Source organism: Pseudomonas sp. P4_D7 (genome assembly GCF_056401755.1).
In genome coordinates, this window is sequence record NZ_JBFUIR010000090.1 from 1 (window position 1) to 13,695 (window position 13,695).

The window sequence follows — 13,695 nt, forward strand, 5'->3', positions numbered from 1 at the left end:
CTCACTCCTACAAGGGACCGTGTTGTCCTGTCGGGTCGGGCTTGCCCGATGCAGCGATTTGTTTGAAACTGCGCACCTCGTCCTCGCGGCGACCCTGGATCAGCAGACAGGGCATCACTGAGCTGGCAACCCTGAACCCCATTTTCAGAGGAGCCGGCAACATGCCCGCGACCCGTACCTGGTTAAAAAATCCCCTCGCCATTTTCACCTCCAACTCGCTCGATGCCCGTGGCGGTCTTGTTGTGCAAGACGGTGTCATTGTCGAAGTCCTCGCCGCTGGCCAACAGCCGTCGGCGCCGTGCAATGCAGTGTTCGACGCCCGTGAACATGTGATCCTGCCGGGCCTGATCAACACCCACCATCACTTCTATCAAACCCTGACTCGCGCCTGGGCGCCGGTGGTCAATCAGCCGTTGTTCCCGTGGCTGAAAACCCTGTACCCGGTCTGGGCGCGCCTGACGCCGGAAAAACTCGCGCTCGCCACCAAAGTCGCTTTGGCCGAACTGCTGCTGTCGGGCTGCACCACTGCGGCCGATCACCACTACCTGTTCCCGGATGGCTTGGAGAATGCCATCGACGTGCAAGTCGAAAGCGTTCGCGAACTGGGCATGCGCGCCATGCTCACTCGCGGTTCGATGAGCCTCGGCGAGAAGGACGGCGGCCTGCCGCCGCAGCAGACAGTGCAGGAAGGTCAGGTGATTCTCGACGACAGTCAGCGCCTGATTCACGAGTACCACGAACGTGGCGACGGCGCGCAGATCCAAATCGCTCTGGCACCGTGCTCGCCGTTCTCGGTGACCCCGGAAATCATGTCGGCCAGTGCTGAACTGGCGAACAAGCTCGACGTGCGTCTGCACACGCACTTGGCTGAAACCCTCGATGAAGAAGATTTCTGCCTGCAGCGTTTCGGCCTGCGCACCGTCGACTATCTCGACAGCGTCGGCTGGCTCGGTCCGCGCACCTGGCTGGCCCACGGCATTCACTTCAACCCGGACGAAATCGCCCGCCTCGGTCAGGCCGGTACCGGTATCTGCCATTGCCCGAGTTCGAACATGCGTCTGGCCTCCGGCATTTGCCCGAGTATCGATCTGACTGATGCCGGCGCGCTGTTTGGTCTGGGCGTCGATGGTTCGGCGTCCAACGATGCGTCGAACATGATTCTCGAAGCGCGTCAGGCGCTGTACATCCAGCGTCTGCGTTACGGCGCCGAGAAGATCACCCCGGAACGCGTGCTGGGCTGGGCGACCAAAGGTTCGGCGAGCTTGTTGGGCCGTACTGACATTGGTGAGATTGCCATGGGCAAGCAGGCGGATCTGGCGTTGTTCAAGCTCGATGAGCTGCGCTTCTCGGGTAGTCATGATCCGATTTCGGCGTTGCTGTTGTGCGGTGCTGATCGTGCGGATCGGGTGATGATTGGTGGCAAGTGGCGCGTGGTCGATGGCCAGGTTGAGGGTCTTGATCTGAAAGGCCTGATCGCCGATCACAGTCAGGCGGCGCGCCAGTTGATTGCCGGTACCTGATCCGATCACCAATCCCTGTGGGAGCGAGCTTGCTCGCGAAGGCGTCGTGTCAGTCAATATTTGAGTTGACTGATACTCCGCTTTCGCGAGCAAGCTCGCTCCCATAGTTGTTTTGTGTCGGGGCTAGAGACCGAGCAGGGACAACATGATGAACGTCGCGAACAGCACGAAGTGCGTCATGCCTTCGATGGCATTGGTCTCACCGTCATTGAGGTTGATCGCGCTGACGATCAGCGTGATGAAGATCATCACCGTCTGCACCGGCGTCATCGCCATCTGAAACGGCTGGCCGGTATACAGCGCCATCGCTTCCATCACCGGCACCGTCAAAATCACCGTCGACAGTGACGCGCCCATCGCAATGTTCACCACCGACTGCATGCGGTTGGCCAACGCTGCGCGCAACGCGGTCAAAATCTCCGGCGCTGCTGAAATCGCCGCCACCAGAATCGCCGTGATCACCGGCGGCGCGCCCGTGCCTTCCAGGCCCAGATCGAGGGTCTTCGACATCACTTCGGCCAGTGCGCCGATCACCACAATGCCAAACACCAGAATGCCGATCGACAGGCCGATGCTCGGCGCATTCGTCTGCGCGTCCTGCGGTTCTTTCTTGCGGCGTTTGTCCGGGTAGCTGTAGCTGAAAAAGTAACTGTGCGGGCCGACCTGCATGCGCAGAAACAGCGCGTAAAGCACCACCATCGCGCCGATGGTGAACGCCGAATAAATCTTCCAGTTGGCCTCGGGAATAAACTCCGGCACCACCATCGACACCCCCATGGCGGTAAGGATCATCACGCTGTAGCTGCGCGCGGAATCGTCGTTGTAGGACTGCTCGCCATGTTTGATCCCGCCCATCAGTGCGGCGAGGCCGAGGATGCCGTTGATGTCGAGCATCACGGCAGAATAGATCGTGTCGCGCACCAACGTGGGCGACGCTTCGTTGCTCATCATGATCGCGAGAATCACCACTTCCACCAGCACGGCCGCAAGCGTGAGGATCATCGTGCCGTAAGGATCGCCAACCTTTTCCGCGAGCAATTCGGCGTGATGGGCGACGCGCATCGAGGCGGCGACGATGAAGGCGATCAGCACCAGACCGCCGAGCAGCGCGACGATCTGGCCGCTGTGCAGCAGCCAGTGTTCCAGCGGATAGGCAACGCACGCAGCGATGACTGCCAGCAGCAGAAAGCTTTCTTGCTTGAGAATTGTGAGCATGGCGGGCCTTTTGCCGAAAGAGAGCGAATGAGCTACTGACTGCGGGGCGGCGCTAACGTTTCGTTACACCTTAGCGCACCAAGCGATGGCAGCTGGTTTCAGGCATGCACTTTTATCGGCCCTGCCGGCCCCTTCGCGAGCAAGCTCGCTCCCACATTGAAATGCGTTCACCTGTGGGAGCGAGCTTGCTCGCGAAGGTCACACTGCGGTTTCGAAGGAGTTTGTTGTCCTGTTGGTCAGCAATTTGCATTGGCCCTGACCACACACAACAAAATGGAGTTCGAGTTCATGCAAATACGTCCGCTGCACAAACTGCTGTGCGCCGCCCTCGGTCTGGGAATCAGTCTGAGCGCCAGCGCTGCCGATCCGCTCAAGGTCGGTTTCGTCTATATCGGCCCGATCGGTGACCACGGCTGGACGTATCAGCATGAGCAGGGGCGCAAGGCCCTCGCGGAAAAATTCGGCAATCAGATCACCACCAACTATGTGGAGAACGTCGCCGAGGGCGCCGACGCCGAGCGGGTGATCCGCAACATGGCCAAGGATAAATACGACCTGATCTTCACCACTTCCTTCGGCTACATGAACCCCACCGTCAAAGTCGCCAAGCAGTTTCCCAAGGTGACCTTCGAACACGCCACCGGCTACAAACAGGACAAAAACCTCGGCACCTATCTGGCGCGTACGTACGAGGGTCGCTACGTCGGTGGTTTCCTCGCGGCGAAGATGACCAAGACCAAGAAGATCGGTTACGTCGCTTCGTTCCCGATCCCGGAAGTGATCCGCGACATCAACGCCATCCAGCTGGCGCTGAACAAGTACAACCCCGGCACCGAGATCAAAGTGGTGTGGGTCAACTCCTGGTTCGACCCGGGCAAGGAAGCCGATGCGGCCAACGCGCTGATCGATCAAGGCGTCGACGTGGTGTTCCAGCACACCGACAGCCCGGCGCCGATTCAGGCCGCCGAACGTCGTGGTGTGTATGCGGTGGGGTATGCCTCGGACATGGCCCACTTCGGGCCGAAAGCGGTGCTGACTTCGATCGTCAACGACTGGGCGCCGCATTACATTCAGGCGACGCAGAGCGTGATCGATCACAGCTGGAAACCTCAGGATTACTGGGGTGGGTTGAAGGAAGGCACGGTTGAACTGCCGATCAGCGACCTGGTACCGGCACCGGTGAAAGCCGAGGCCGAGCAGATCATTGCCGACATCAAGAGCGGCGCGTTGCAGCCGTTTACCGGGCCGATCAAGGATCAGGCCGGCGTCGAGAAAATCCCCGCAGGCGTAAGCGCGACGAATGCGCAACTGGCGTCGATGAATTATTACGTTGAAGGCATGAAGGCTGAGATGCCGAAGTAATCCCCCTGACCCCGATCGTTCCCACGCTCTGCGTGGGAATGCCGCCCGGGACGCTCCGCGTCCCTGCCAAAAGCGGACGCAGAGCGTCCATTGAGGCATTCCCACGCGGAGCGTGGGAACGATCACAATAGAGAATGCGAAATGGATCAGCTTCCGATCATCGATATCAGCCCCCTCTACTCCGCCGATGAAAACGCCTGGCCCGCCGTGGCCGGGCAAATCGACATGGCCTGCCGCGAGTGGGGCTTTTTCTATATCAAGGGTCACCCGATTTCGCCGCAGCGCATCGATGCCATCCTCGATCAGACTCAGCGTTTTTTTGCCCTGCCCGCAGCAGAAAAACTCAAGATCGACATCACCCAGACCCGCCACCATCGTGGCTACGGCGCCATCGCCACCGAGCAACTCGACCCGAGCAAACCCAGCGACCTCAAAGAAACCTTCGACATGGGCCTGCACCTGCCGGCCAACCATCCCGATGTGCTCGCCGAAAAACCGTTGCGCGGTCCTAACCGGCATCCATCGCAAACGGGTTGGGAAACCTTGATGGAGCAGCATTACCTCGACATGCAGGCACTCGCGCAAACCCTGCTGCGCGCGATGACCATCGCCCTGAACATCGAACGCGATTTCTTCGACAGCCGTTTCAACGACCCCGTCAGCGTGCTGCGCATGATCCATTACCCACCGCGCCACACTGCCAGCTCCGCCGAGCAGCAAGGTGCCGGCGCGCACACTGATTACGGCTGCATCACCCTGCTCTATCAGGACAGTGCCGGTGGCTTGCAGGTCAGGAACGTGCGAGGCGAATGGATCGACGCGCCGCCCATCGACGGCACCTTCGTGGTCAACCTCGGCGACATGATGGCGCGCTGGAGCAACGACCGTTATCGCTCGACCCCGCACCGGGTGATCAGCCCGCTCGGCGTGGATCGCTACTCAATGCCGTTCTTCGCCGAGCCGCATCCGGACACCCGCATCGAATGCCTGCCGGGTTGTCAGGACGCAGAGCATCCGGCGAAATATCCGACGACCACCTGCGCCGAATTCTTGCTCTCGCGCTTCGCCGATACCTACGCCTATCGCCGCGAGCAAGAAGCCGTGTGATGGATCGCTTGGTCAGGTTTTGCCAATTGTTTCGGCGAGCATCTGTAGAATGCCGTCATTGCACCTGATGAGAAAAGAATATGTACGACTGGCTCAACGCCTTGCCCAAGGCTGAACTGCACCTGCATCTGGAAGGCTCGCTGGAGCCTGAGCTGCTGTTCGCCCTGGCCGAGCGCAACAAGATCGCCCTGCCGTGGAGCGACGTGGAAACCCTGCGCAAGGCCTACGCCTTCAACAACCTGCAGGAATTCCTCGACCTGTATTACCAGGGCGCCGACGTATTGCGCACCTCGCAGGATTTCTACGACCTGACCTGGGCCTACCTGTTGCGTTGCAAAGCGCAGAACGTGATTCACACCGAACCGTTCTTCGACCCGCAGACCCACACCGACCGGGGTATCCCGTTCGAAGTGGTGCTCAACGGCATCGCCGCGGCACTCAAGGATGGCGAGCAGCAACTGGGCATCACCAGCGGTTTGATCCTCAGCTTCCTGCGCCACCTCAGCGAAGAAGAAGCCGAGAAAACTCTCGACCAGGCACTGCCATTCCGTGACGCGTTTGTCGCGGTCGGCCTCGACAGCTCCGAGATGGGCCACCCGCCGAGCAAGTTCCAGCGCGTTTTCGACCGTGCCCGCCACGAAGGCTTCCTGACCGTTGCCCACGCTGGCGAAGAAGGCCCGCCGGAGTACATCTGGGAAGCCATCGACCTGCTGAAGATCCAGCGTATCGACCATGGCGTGCGCGCCATCGAAGACGAGCGCCTGATGCAGCGGATCATCGACGAGCAGATTCCGCTGACCGTGTGCCCGCTGTCGAACACCAAACTCTGCGTGTTCGATCACATGTCGCAGCACAACATCCTCGACATGCTCGAGCGTGGCGTGAAGGTCACGGTGAACTCCGATGACCCGGCGTACTTCGGTGGTTACGTGACTGAAAACTTCTACGCGCTGCATGAACACTTGGGCATGACCCAGGATCAGGCCAAGCGTTTGGCGCAGAACAGCCTGGATGCGCGACTGGTAAAACCCTAAGCAACACCGAATAACCTTTGTAGGAGTGAGCCTGCTCGCGATAGCGGAGTGTCAGACACCGATGTGTTACCTGACAGACCGCTATCGCGAGCAGGCTCACTCCTAGTCAGCTCTTCCAGGGTCTTACCCCGCGTCTCCATCCCGAACAACCACACCACCCCCGCCGCAATCGCAAAGCACGCCGCGCCCAGCGCAAACACCCCGCCCTGCCCGGTAATCGGGAACACCAGTCCGGTCACCAACGGCCCAAGCAGCGAACCCACGCGGCCAATCGCCGAGGCGAAGCCCGAGCCGGTCGCCCGCGCCGACGTCGGATAAAGCTCCGGCGTATAGGTGTAGAGCACCGCCCACATGCCGAACAGGAAAAACTGCATCAGCAACCCGGTGCCGATCAGCAGCGCCACGTTACCGCCAAACACCGCGCTCTGCCCATACAGGAACGCCATTACACCTCCGCCGAGCAACGTCACGATGCATACCGGTTTGCGCCCCCAGCGCTCAACCAGCCATGCGGCCATGAGAAACCCGGGAATCCCGCCCAGGGAAATCAGCACCGTGTAATACACCGACTGCGTCACCGCGAAACCCGACTGTTGCAACAGCGCACTGAGCCACGACGTCAGCCCGTAAAAGCCGAGCAGCGCAAAGAACCACAGACTCCAGAGCATCGTCGTGCGCTGGCGATACTGCGGCGACCAGATCTGTTTCAGCGCCGCAAAGAAGTTGCCCGGCGGCGTCACGGTACGCGGCAATCGAATCGGTTCCGGCAACGCGGCACCGCCGAGCGACGAACGCACCCGCGCCTCGATGCCGTTCAACACCTTATCCGCAGCGTCATCGCGCCCGGCCTGCTCCAGCCAGCGCGGTGACTCGGGAATGAAAAACCTGATCGCCAGTACGAACACCGCCGGCACCGCCAAGACCAGAAAGATGTCGCGCCAGCCAATCAGCGGCAGCAGAAAGTAGGACAGCACGCCGGCAGCAACGAAGCCGAGAGGCCAGAAGCCGTCCATCAACGCGATGTAACGTCCGCGGCGCTGCGCTGGAATCAGCTCGGACAGCATCGACTGGGCGATCGGAAACTCCATGCCCATACCGATCCCCAACAGGATGCGGAACAGCGTCAGCGTCTCGACCGTTTGCGCTGTCGAGCACAGATAACTGGCCACGCCCCACAGCACGATGCTCCACTGAAACACCGGTTTGCGCCCGAAGCGATCGGCGAGCATGCCGGACAGCGACGCCCCCAGCACCATGCCGAAAAAACTCGAGCTGGCGAGCAATCCCGCTTGCGCACTGCTCAGGCCGAACTCGGCTTTGATCGAGCCGAGCAGGAAGGTCATCATCGCCAGATCCATGGAATCGAAGAAAAACGCCAAGGCGATGATGATGAAAATGATCCGGTGATAACCGCTGATCGGCAGTCGTTCCAGACGTTCTGCAGCGCTGTAGCCGTGAGTCTCCATGCCACCTCCCCCATCCGAAAAATATCCCCGGATCGAGTGTGCTTGATCGCGAAACGGCGTTCGTGCTGGATACGACCTGTTCGCAGTCGCGGGCGACGCCAGAAGCGCTTACGCAGTTCCGGACGTCGATTGCGAGTGCTCTACAACGCCATTTCCAGCTCGGTTTCCTTGGCAAAGCGATGCAGCTCCCGTTGGCCGGTGGCGGTCAATTGCAAAGCTCTCGAGTCGTTGGGCAGGGTCAGCCAGCCGGACTGCATGAACAACTGCAATAACGCGGCGCCGAGTGATCCCCCCATGTGCGGACGACGTTCGCTCCAGTCTGGACAAGCACACGCCACCTGCACGTTGCGATGGGCCAGCGCCTGAATGAACACGCCACGTCCAGCCAACAGTTTCGAACCCTTGTGGGTCACCACGACGCGTTGTTCAAGCTGTTCGATCCAGCCGGCATCAAGCAAGCGCTGATACAGGTCCGCCGCCAGCGTACCGCCGAGGTGGTCATCGCAAAAACGCGCGCGCAACAATGAGGACGGCGCGGTTTGCGGTTTGGCCATGGGGGTAGTGCGTTTGAAGACCTCGGGAATTTCCCGTGGAGCACTGGCGATGGTGGCGCTGGCCAATGCTTCTATCGCAGCACCGACCTCCGGTGCCGAGAGACGGAAAAAGCGTTTGCGACCACGGACTTCGACCTTCAACAGACCACCCGTGGATAGCCGCGCCAGATGCGCACTGGCCGACGATGGCGACAGCCCTGCCAGTAGCGCAAGCTCCTCGGTTTGCCGGGCCGAGCCATCCATCAACGCCCACATCATCGCGCTGCGCTTGGGGTCGGCCAGCAACGTGGCGATCTGGCTGATGCAAGGTGCATGTTCCATGTGTTCACTCCCTGTTGAATCGTATCGTCTACTGCTCGGAGACATCTTGGCCGGTAATGAGTCATCGGCCAAGACGCGAAAATCGCCATGAACCGGGGCGAGGCAAGCCGCTGACGCAGCCTGCTCCGGCACAGAACCCGCAGCAGTTGCGCGACCGTCACTCGAAGACTGGCGACGCGGTGCGAGGGTCTCCGGGCCGGGGTGTCGGTGCTGGCATGAGGCGGGCGCTAGTATAAGCGGGTTAGCCCGCGCGTCCTGCGCCGGGGCCTGCGCAGGTGGTGATTGTTCCTGACAGAAATTTCTCTATTTACCTGCGACTAATGATCAACTTCCGAAAAAGCGGGAAATTGACTACTCACTTCAGCGCATCGGCTGGCGAGCATTTCCCTCAGAAGGTTCACCGGCTTACTCAATTGGGCGCGATGGGCGCACAACAAATTCAGCGGTGCGCGCTCACAAAGCAGCTCTGGCAGCAGCACTTTGAGCCGCCCGGCGAGCACATCGGCGCCCACGTCCAGCCACGACTTGTAGGCAATTCCGGCGCCGGCCACCGCCCACAGACGCACAACGTCGGCGTCATCGCTGAAACGGTCACCACTGACGGTCAGACCAACTTCACGTTTACCGTCATGAAAACTCCAATGGTCATGCACCCGGCTGCCGAGCATGTACAACAGGCAGTTGTGCTGGGCCAGTTGTTCGAGCTGGCGCGGTTCGCCGTGTCGGGCCAGATACGCCGGGGAGGCGCACAGCACACGGCGGTTGTGCGGGGCGATAGGCAAAGCAACCAGACTTGAGTCCTCCGGCTCGCCGTAACGCAAAGCGATGTCCACGGGTTGGCGGAACAGGTCGGCGATGCGATCGCCGAGCAGCAAGCGCACGGTCAGCTTCGGGTGCTCGCGCTGGAACTCGTCGAGCCACGGCAGCAACAGGTTGCGGCCGAAGTCCGAAGGCGCCGACAACTGCAAGACCCCACTGACCTGATCTTGTCCGCTGGCCAGCAAGCGCCGGCCTTCATCAAGGTTGCTCAGCGCCGCCCGCGCGTATTCGAGAAAGCCGTCGCCCTCGGCTGTCAGGCGCAGACTGCGGGTCGAGCGCGCGAGCAAGCGCGCACCGAGCTGCTGTTCGATCCGTTTCAACGCCGCACTCGCCACGGCAGCGGACATGTCCATCACCCGCGCGGCTGCCGACAGACTGCCCAGATCCGCCGCCCGGACAAACAACTGCAAGTCGTCAAAACGCAGCATGCTCAGCCTCGATTATCAAAAAAATATTGAAAGAGACTGCTCTTTTAGCCGGTTTTATCTCGCAGAGAAATAGCCAATCATCTCTCCATCGCATTCATCCCGCTTCTCTGGAGCCGAGCATGTCCCAGCCCTTCACCGCTATCGCCACCCTGATCGCCAAACCCGGCCAACAGGATCTTCTCGAACAAGGCCTGCGCGCCCTGGTTGAACCGAGCCGCGCCGAAGACGGTTGCAGCCAGTACGACTTGCACCGCGACCTCGCTGATCCGCAGGTGTTTTATGTGATCGAACACTGGGCCAGCGAAGCGATTCTTGAGGCGCACAACGCCAGCGCGCATTTCCAGCATTTCCAGGCCAGCGCCGGCCACGCCATCGAACACTTCCAACTCAAGCGCCTCGGCGCGATTGTCTGATCCCTTCTTCTATTACCCGTACGGAGCCACTCATGAAAGCCATCGCCTATTACGCTTCCCTGCCGATCAACGACGCCAAGTCCCTGCAAGACATCGAACTGCCAGAACCGCTCGCCGGCCCGCGCGACGTGCTGGTGGAAGTCAAAGCCATTTCGGTCAACCCGGTCGACACCAAAGTGCGGCAGAACGCGGCACCGGAAAACGGCGCGGCGAAAGTGCTGGGTTGGGACGTTGCCGGTGTGGTCAAGGCTGTCGGCAGCGAAGTGACGTTGTTCAAGGCCGGCGACAAGGTTTTCTACGCCGGCTCCATCGCCCGTGCCGGCGGCAACAGTGAACTGCACGTGGTGGATGAGCGCATCGTCGGCCATATGCCGAAATCCCTCGGTTTTGCCGAAGCCGCCGCACTGCCGCTGACCGCGATCACCGCATGGGAGTTGTTGTTCGAGCGCCTGCAAATCCGCGAAGGCAATACCGATGAAGGCCAGAGCCTGCTGATCGTCGGTGCCGCCGGCGGGGTTGGCTCGATCCTGACGCAATTGGCCAGGCAACTGACCGGCCTGAAGGTGATCGGCACCGCGTCCCGCGAGCAAACCCGCGATTGGGTCAAAGAACTGGGCGCCGACCTGGTCATCGATCACAGCCAGCCGCTGAGCGAAGAACTCAAGCGCGCCGGGATCGACAGCGTGACCCACGTCGCCAGCCTGACCCAGACCGACCAGCACCTGGATCAACTGGTCGAAGCGCTGGCGCCGCAAGGCAAACTGGCGTTGATCGACGATCCGAAGTCGCTGGACGTGAGCAAGCTCAAGCGCAAGAGCCTGTCGCTGCACTGGGAGTTCATGTACACCCGCTCGCTGTTCGAGACGCCAGACATGATCGAGCAGCACAAACTGCTCAACCGCGTGGCGGATCTGATTGATGCCGGGACGTTGAAGACCACGGTGGGCGAGCATTTCGGCACGATCAATGCGGCGAACCTGCGTCGCGCCCATGAGCTGCTGGAAAGTGGCAAAGCCAAGGGCAAAATTGTTTTAGAAGGTTTCTAAAAAATCACACAGAGCAGCCTTCGCCGAACCTAGAGCGGTCGGCGGGGCTGCGCTGTTTTTTGCCGTCAGTCCGATGCTTGACCCTTGTCACAATTGCGATCGTATTCAGGTCTACAATCGAAGCCTCTGCGATACATCTTTTACGCAAGGGAGGTCAGCAATGAAGATCCTGATAAAAGAAGTGGCAAAGTCTCAGTGGCAGGTTCGTCTGGACCAACACGCCGTGACATTCCGCAGTGAAGCCGAAGCACTGGCCTTCACCCGCACCCTCGAAGCGCGACTGTGCGCACCCCATCAGATTCCCGATCGCAGCCAGCAGCGCGCTGCCGGCTGAGGTATTTATGCCTCGGCCTGAGCTTGCGCCAGTGCCCGGGCATTCTGCAGACGGCGGGTGAGCAGCGCCACGCACACCACCAGCAAACCGCACAGGCTGATGACCATGGCCATCGGCACGGCGGTGCCGTCGTGCAACACCCCCACCAGTGCCGAAGCGCCGGCGGCGACACTGAATTGCATGCAACCGAGCAACGCCGAAGCACTGCCGGCCCGTGCGCCCTGCCCGTTCATCGCGCAAGCGGCGGCGTTCGGGCTGATGCAACCCAGGCTCGACACGCAGATGAACAGTGGAATCAGCAGCGGCCACAAGGACTCTGTGTGCATTGCGCTGACCGCGAGCAGCGTCAGCCCGGCGGCGAAGTAAACCCATACCGCCCGCGACAGCAGGAATGCCGGGCCGCGCTTGGCCAACATCCGCGCGTTGACCTGCGCCACCAAAATGAACCCCGCCGCGTTAGTGCCGAACAGCCAGCCGAAATGCTCGGCCGGCACGCCGTAAAGTTTGATGAAAATGAACGGTGAACCCGCGATGTAAGCGAACATCCCGGCGATGGCGATGCCGCCGGTCAGGGCGTGGCCGAGGTAAACCCGGTCCTTGAGCAAGCGCCCGTACTGACGCAGCGCGCCGGACAACGGCTGACGCGGCATGTGCGCCGGCATACTTTCCGGCAGCCCCAGCGCCACGGCCAACCCGGCCAATGCGCTGAAGCCGGTCAGCACCAGGAAGATCGACTGCCAGCCTGTGGTGTTGACCAGCAGACCGCCGAGCATCGGCGCCAGAATCGGCGCCAGGCCCATCACCAGCATCAATTGCGAAAAGACTTTCGCCGAACCGACTGCATCGCACTTGTCGCTGACTACCGCCCGGGAAATCACCATCCCGGCACAGCCGCCCAGCGCCTGGACGAAACGCGCACCGATCAGCCATTCCAGGTTTGGCGCATAAGCGCAGGCCAGGGATGCCAAGGTGAACAGCGTAAGGCCCACCAGTAACGGGATGCGTCGACCGAAGCGATCCGCCACCGGACCATAGGCAAGTTGGCCGATGGACAACCCGGCGAAATACGCCGCCAGCGTCATCTGCACGTGTTTCTCGTCGGTGCCGAACGCCAGCGCCATCGAGGGAAAGGCAGGTAAATAGAAGTCGATCGCCAAGGGCCCGAAGGCGGTCAAGGCACCGAGAATCAGAATGGTACGGAAGTTCATCAGGCATCCAGGTTGGCAAGTCGGCAGCCCGACAGTCTAGCCGCGCCTGAACGCCTTGAACATTCCGATAGCTCGCTAACGATCAAATTCAGACGAGCTTCACCTCATACCCTTCCTCGCGGATCGCTTCGATGACCTGATCAGCACTCATGGCGCTTTCGACGCCGACCTCTTTAGCCGCCAGATCAACCCGCACACTGGCCGCTGGATCTCTGGCCTGCACGGCGTTGGTGATGGCTTTGACGCAGTGACCGCAGGACATGCCTTGAACGTTGAACACTTGCATGGAATGACTCCTTTGAGTGAGGTTGCCGGCAGTCTCGAGCTTGCCACGATGGCAAGGTCAAGTTCTTCAATAAACTGCCGGGCTGGCAATCGGCGTCGCGCTCGGCCAAGCTGCGTACATCAATGACTCGATTCAGGAGATTCAGCCATGCGCTGGTCAGCTTTCAGCCTGTTTGGCTTTCTCAGCCTCTTTGCCGCCGTCCCTCAAGTGCAAGCTGCTGGCGAGGATTATGCGGTGCTGATTATTTCCCGCGAGCGCCTGGAAGTGTCGACTTCTTGCGAGATCGGCGTGTACATCCAGGATCAGCTTTCGGCGCGGCTGCTGCAGGAGCAAAGCATTTCCTTCAACCTGCCGCCGGGCACTGTTTCGCTGCGCTTGAAGTTGCTGCCGGGACAGGTCGCCGGTTGTAACCCGGGGATGCTCGCGCCGGGGTCGCAGGAGATCAAATTGCATGCCGGTGATGTGCTGAAGTATCGGTTGGCGATGAATTCGGAAGGCGTCTACTTGAAGCGCGCCGATCTCGAATACTAAGTAAATCCCAATTGTGGGAGCGAGCCTGCTCGCGAATACGGTGTGTCAGTC

Annotated in this window: 13 protein-coding genes and 1 pseudogene; 8 read left to right on the plus strand and 6 right to left on the minus strand. The window is 60.7% G+C overall.

Going from position 1 to position 13,695, the window contains the following annotated elements:
• Positions 1 to 161 precede the first annotated feature (161 nt).
• Complete coding sequence (locus AC1DVF_RS28025; protein ID WP_477783510.1) at positions 162 to 1,520, plus strand: 8-oxoguanine deaminase; 1,359 nt, start codon at positions 162 to 164, stop codon at positions 1,518 to 1,520.
• Between the two features lie 123 nt (positions 1,521 to 1,643).
• Here AC1DVF_RS28025 and AC1DVF_RS28030 read toward each other — a convergent pair whose 3' ends face one another.
• Entirely contained in the window at positions 1,644 to 2,735 is a 1,092-nt protein-coding gene (locus AC1DVF_RS28030; RefSeq protein WP_099757917.1) for a calcium:cation antiporter, read from the minus strand.
• A 288-nt stretch (positions 2,736 to 3,023) separates the two neighbouring features.
• Between AC1DVF_RS28030 and AC1DVF_RS28035 the strand changes: the two genes are divergently transcribed.
• The 3 genes from AC1DVF_RS28035 to AC1DVF_RS28045 all read left to right on the plus strand — a co-directional run bounded on the left by AC1DVF_RS28035 (position 3,024) and on the right by AC1DVF_RS28045 (position 6,238).
• Positions 3,024 to 4,097: a BMP family ABC transporter substrate-binding protein gene (locus tag AC1DVF_RS28035; protein WP_099759385.1), complete on the plus strand. Its 1,074-nt coding sequence runs from the start codon at positions 3,024 to 3,026 to the stop codon at positions 4,095 to 4,097.
• 141 nt (positions 4,098 to 4,238) lie between these two features.
• Complete coding sequence (locus tag AC1DVF_RS28040; protein WP_477783511.1) at positions 4,239 to 5,204, plus strand: 2-oxoglutarate and iron-dependent oxygenase domain-containing protein; 966 nt, start codon at positions 4,239 to 4,241, stop codon at positions 5,202 to 5,204.
• Between the two features lie 80 nt (positions 5,205 to 5,284).
• A complete protein-coding gene (locus AC1DVF_RS28045; RefSeq protein WP_095047396.1) occupies positions 5,285 to 6,238 on the plus strand; it encodes an adenosine deaminase in 954 nt (317 codons plus the stop codon).
• Between the two features lie 107 nt (positions 6,239 to 6,345).
• Here the strand turns inward: AC1DVF_RS28045 and AC1DVF_RS28050 are convergent.
• The 3 genes and pseudogenes from AC1DVF_RS28050 to AC1DVF_RS28060 all read right to left on the minus strand — a co-directional run.
• Positions 6,346 to 7,704, minus strand: a pseudogene (locus AC1DVF_RS28050) (MFS transporter); the annotation flags it as partial.
• 140 nt (positions 7,705 to 7,844) lie between these two features.
• Positions 7,845 to 8,579 carry an ArsR/SmtB family transcription factor gene (locus AC1DVF_RS28055; protein WP_093430305.1) on the minus strand — a complete coding sequence of 245 codons (735 nt, stop codon included), beginning with the start codon at positions 8,577 to 8,579 and terminating at the stop codon, positions 7,845 to 7,847.
• 317 nt (positions 8,580 to 8,896) lie between these two features.
• Complete coding sequence (locus tag AC1DVF_RS28060) at positions 8,897 to 9,826, minus strand: LysR family transcriptional regulator (protein ID WP_093430303.1); 930 nt, start codon at positions 9,824 to 9,826, stop codon at positions 8,897 to 8,899.
• A gap of 119 nt (positions 9,827 to 9,945) precedes the next feature.
• Here AC1DVF_RS28060 and AC1DVF_RS28065 point away from each other — a divergent pair, with 119 nt between their 5' ends.
• The 3 genes from AC1DVF_RS28065 (at position 9,946) to AC1DVF_RS28075 (ending at position 11,619) form a co-directional block, all read left to right on the plus strand.
• Entirely contained in the window at positions 9,946 to 10,239 is a 294-nt protein-coding gene (locus tag AC1DVF_RS28065) for a putative quinol monooxygenase (RefSeq protein ID WP_116256689.1), read from the plus strand.
• A 32-nt stretch (positions 10,240 to 10,271) separates the two neighbouring features.
• On the plus strand, positions 10,272 to 11,285 hold the full coding sequence (locus AC1DVF_RS28070) for a zinc-binding alcohol dehydrogenase family protein (RefSeq protein ID WP_320335864.1): 1,014 nt from the start codon (positions 10,272 to 10,274) through the stop codon (positions 11,283 to 11,285).
• A 160-nt stretch (positions 11,286 to 11,445) separates the two neighbouring features.
• On the plus strand, positions 11,446 to 11,619 hold the full coding sequence (locus AC1DVF_RS28075; RefSeq protein WP_007914687.1) for a hypothetical protein: 174 nt from the start codon (positions 11,446 to 11,448) through the stop codon (positions 11,617 to 11,619).
• 5 nt (positions 11,620 to 11,624) lie between these two features.
• Here the strand turns inward: AC1DVF_RS28075 and AC1DVF_RS28080 are convergent, their stop codons facing one another.
• Positions 11,625 to 12,827, minus strand: a complete 1,203-nt coding sequence (locus AC1DVF_RS28080; RefSeq protein ID WP_093430290.1) for a multidrug effflux MFS transporter — start codon at positions 12,825 to 12,827, stop codon at positions 11,625 to 11,627.
• An 88-nt stretch (positions 12,828 to 12,915) separates the two neighbouring features.
• The gene (locus tag AC1DVF_RS28085) at positions 12,916 to 13,113 is read right to left on the minus strand and encodes a cation transporter (protein WP_038360680.1); all 198 of its coding nucleotides are present in this window, start codon (positions 13,111 to 13,113) and stop codon (positions 12,916 to 12,918) included.
• Between the two features lie 147 nt (positions 13,114 to 13,260).
• Between AC1DVF_RS28085 and AC1DVF_RS28090 the strand changes: the two genes are divergently transcribed.
• A complete protein-coding gene (locus AC1DVF_RS28090; protein ID WP_093430287.1) occupies positions 13,261 to 13,644 on the plus strand; it encodes a hypothetical protein in 384 nt (127 codons plus the stop codon).
• Positions 13,645 to 13,695: the final 51 nt, after the last annotated feature.

Bases quoted from the DNA above. Each gene is read 5' to 3' on its own strand.
- AC1DVF_RS28025 (WP_477783510.1), top strand. From the start codon at position 162: ATGCCCGCGACCCGTACCTGGTTAAAAAATCCCCTCGCCATTTTCACC.
- AC1DVF_RS28030 (WP_099757917.1), bottom strand. From the start codon at position 2,735: ATGCTCACAATTCTCAAGCAAGAAAGCTTTCTGCTGCTGGCAGTCATC.
- AC1DVF_RS28035 (WP_099759385.1), top strand. From the start codon at position 3,024: ATGCAAATACGTCCGCTGCACAAACTGCTGTGCGCCGCCCTCGGTCTG.
- AC1DVF_RS28040 (WP_477783511.1), top strand. From the start codon at position 4,239: ATGGATCAGCTTCCGATCATCGATATCAGCCCCCTCTACTCCGCCGAT.
- AC1DVF_RS28045 (WP_095047396.1), top strand. From the start codon at position 5,285: ATGTACGACTGGCTCAACGCCTTGCCCAAGGCTGAACTGCACCTGCAT.
- AC1DVF_RS28055 (WP_093430305.1), bottom strand. From the start codon at position 8,579: ATGGAACATGCACCTTGCATCAGCCAGATCGCCACGTTGCTGGCCGAC.
- AC1DVF_RS28060 (WP_093430303.1), bottom strand. From the start codon at position 9,826: ATGCTGCGTTTTGACGACTTGCAGTTGTTTGTCCGGGCGGCGGATCTG.
- AC1DVF_RS28065 (WP_116256689.1), top strand. From the start codon at position 9,946: ATGTCCCAGCCCTTCACCGCTATCGCCACCCTGATCGCCAAACCCGGC.
- AC1DVF_RS28070 (WP_320335864.1), top strand. From the start codon at position 10,272: ATGAAAGCCATCGCCTATTACGCTTCCCTGCCGATCAACGACGCCAAG.
- AC1DVF_RS28075 (WP_007914687.1), top strand. From the start codon at position 11,446: ATGAAGATCCTGATAAAAGAAGTGGCAAAGTCTCAGTGGCAGGTTCGT.
- AC1DVF_RS28080 (WP_093430290.1), bottom strand. From the start codon at position 12,827: ATGAACTTCCGTACCATTCTGATTCTCGGTGCCTTGACCGCCTTCGGG.
- AC1DVF_RS28085 (WP_038360680.1), bottom strand. From the start codon at position 13,113: ATGCAAGTGTTCAACGTTCAAGGCATGTCCTGCGGTCACTGCGTCAAA.
- AC1DVF_RS28090 (WP_093430287.1), top strand. From the start codon at position 13,261: ATGCGCTGGTCAGCTTTCAGCCTGTTTGGCTTTCTCAGCCTCTTTGCC.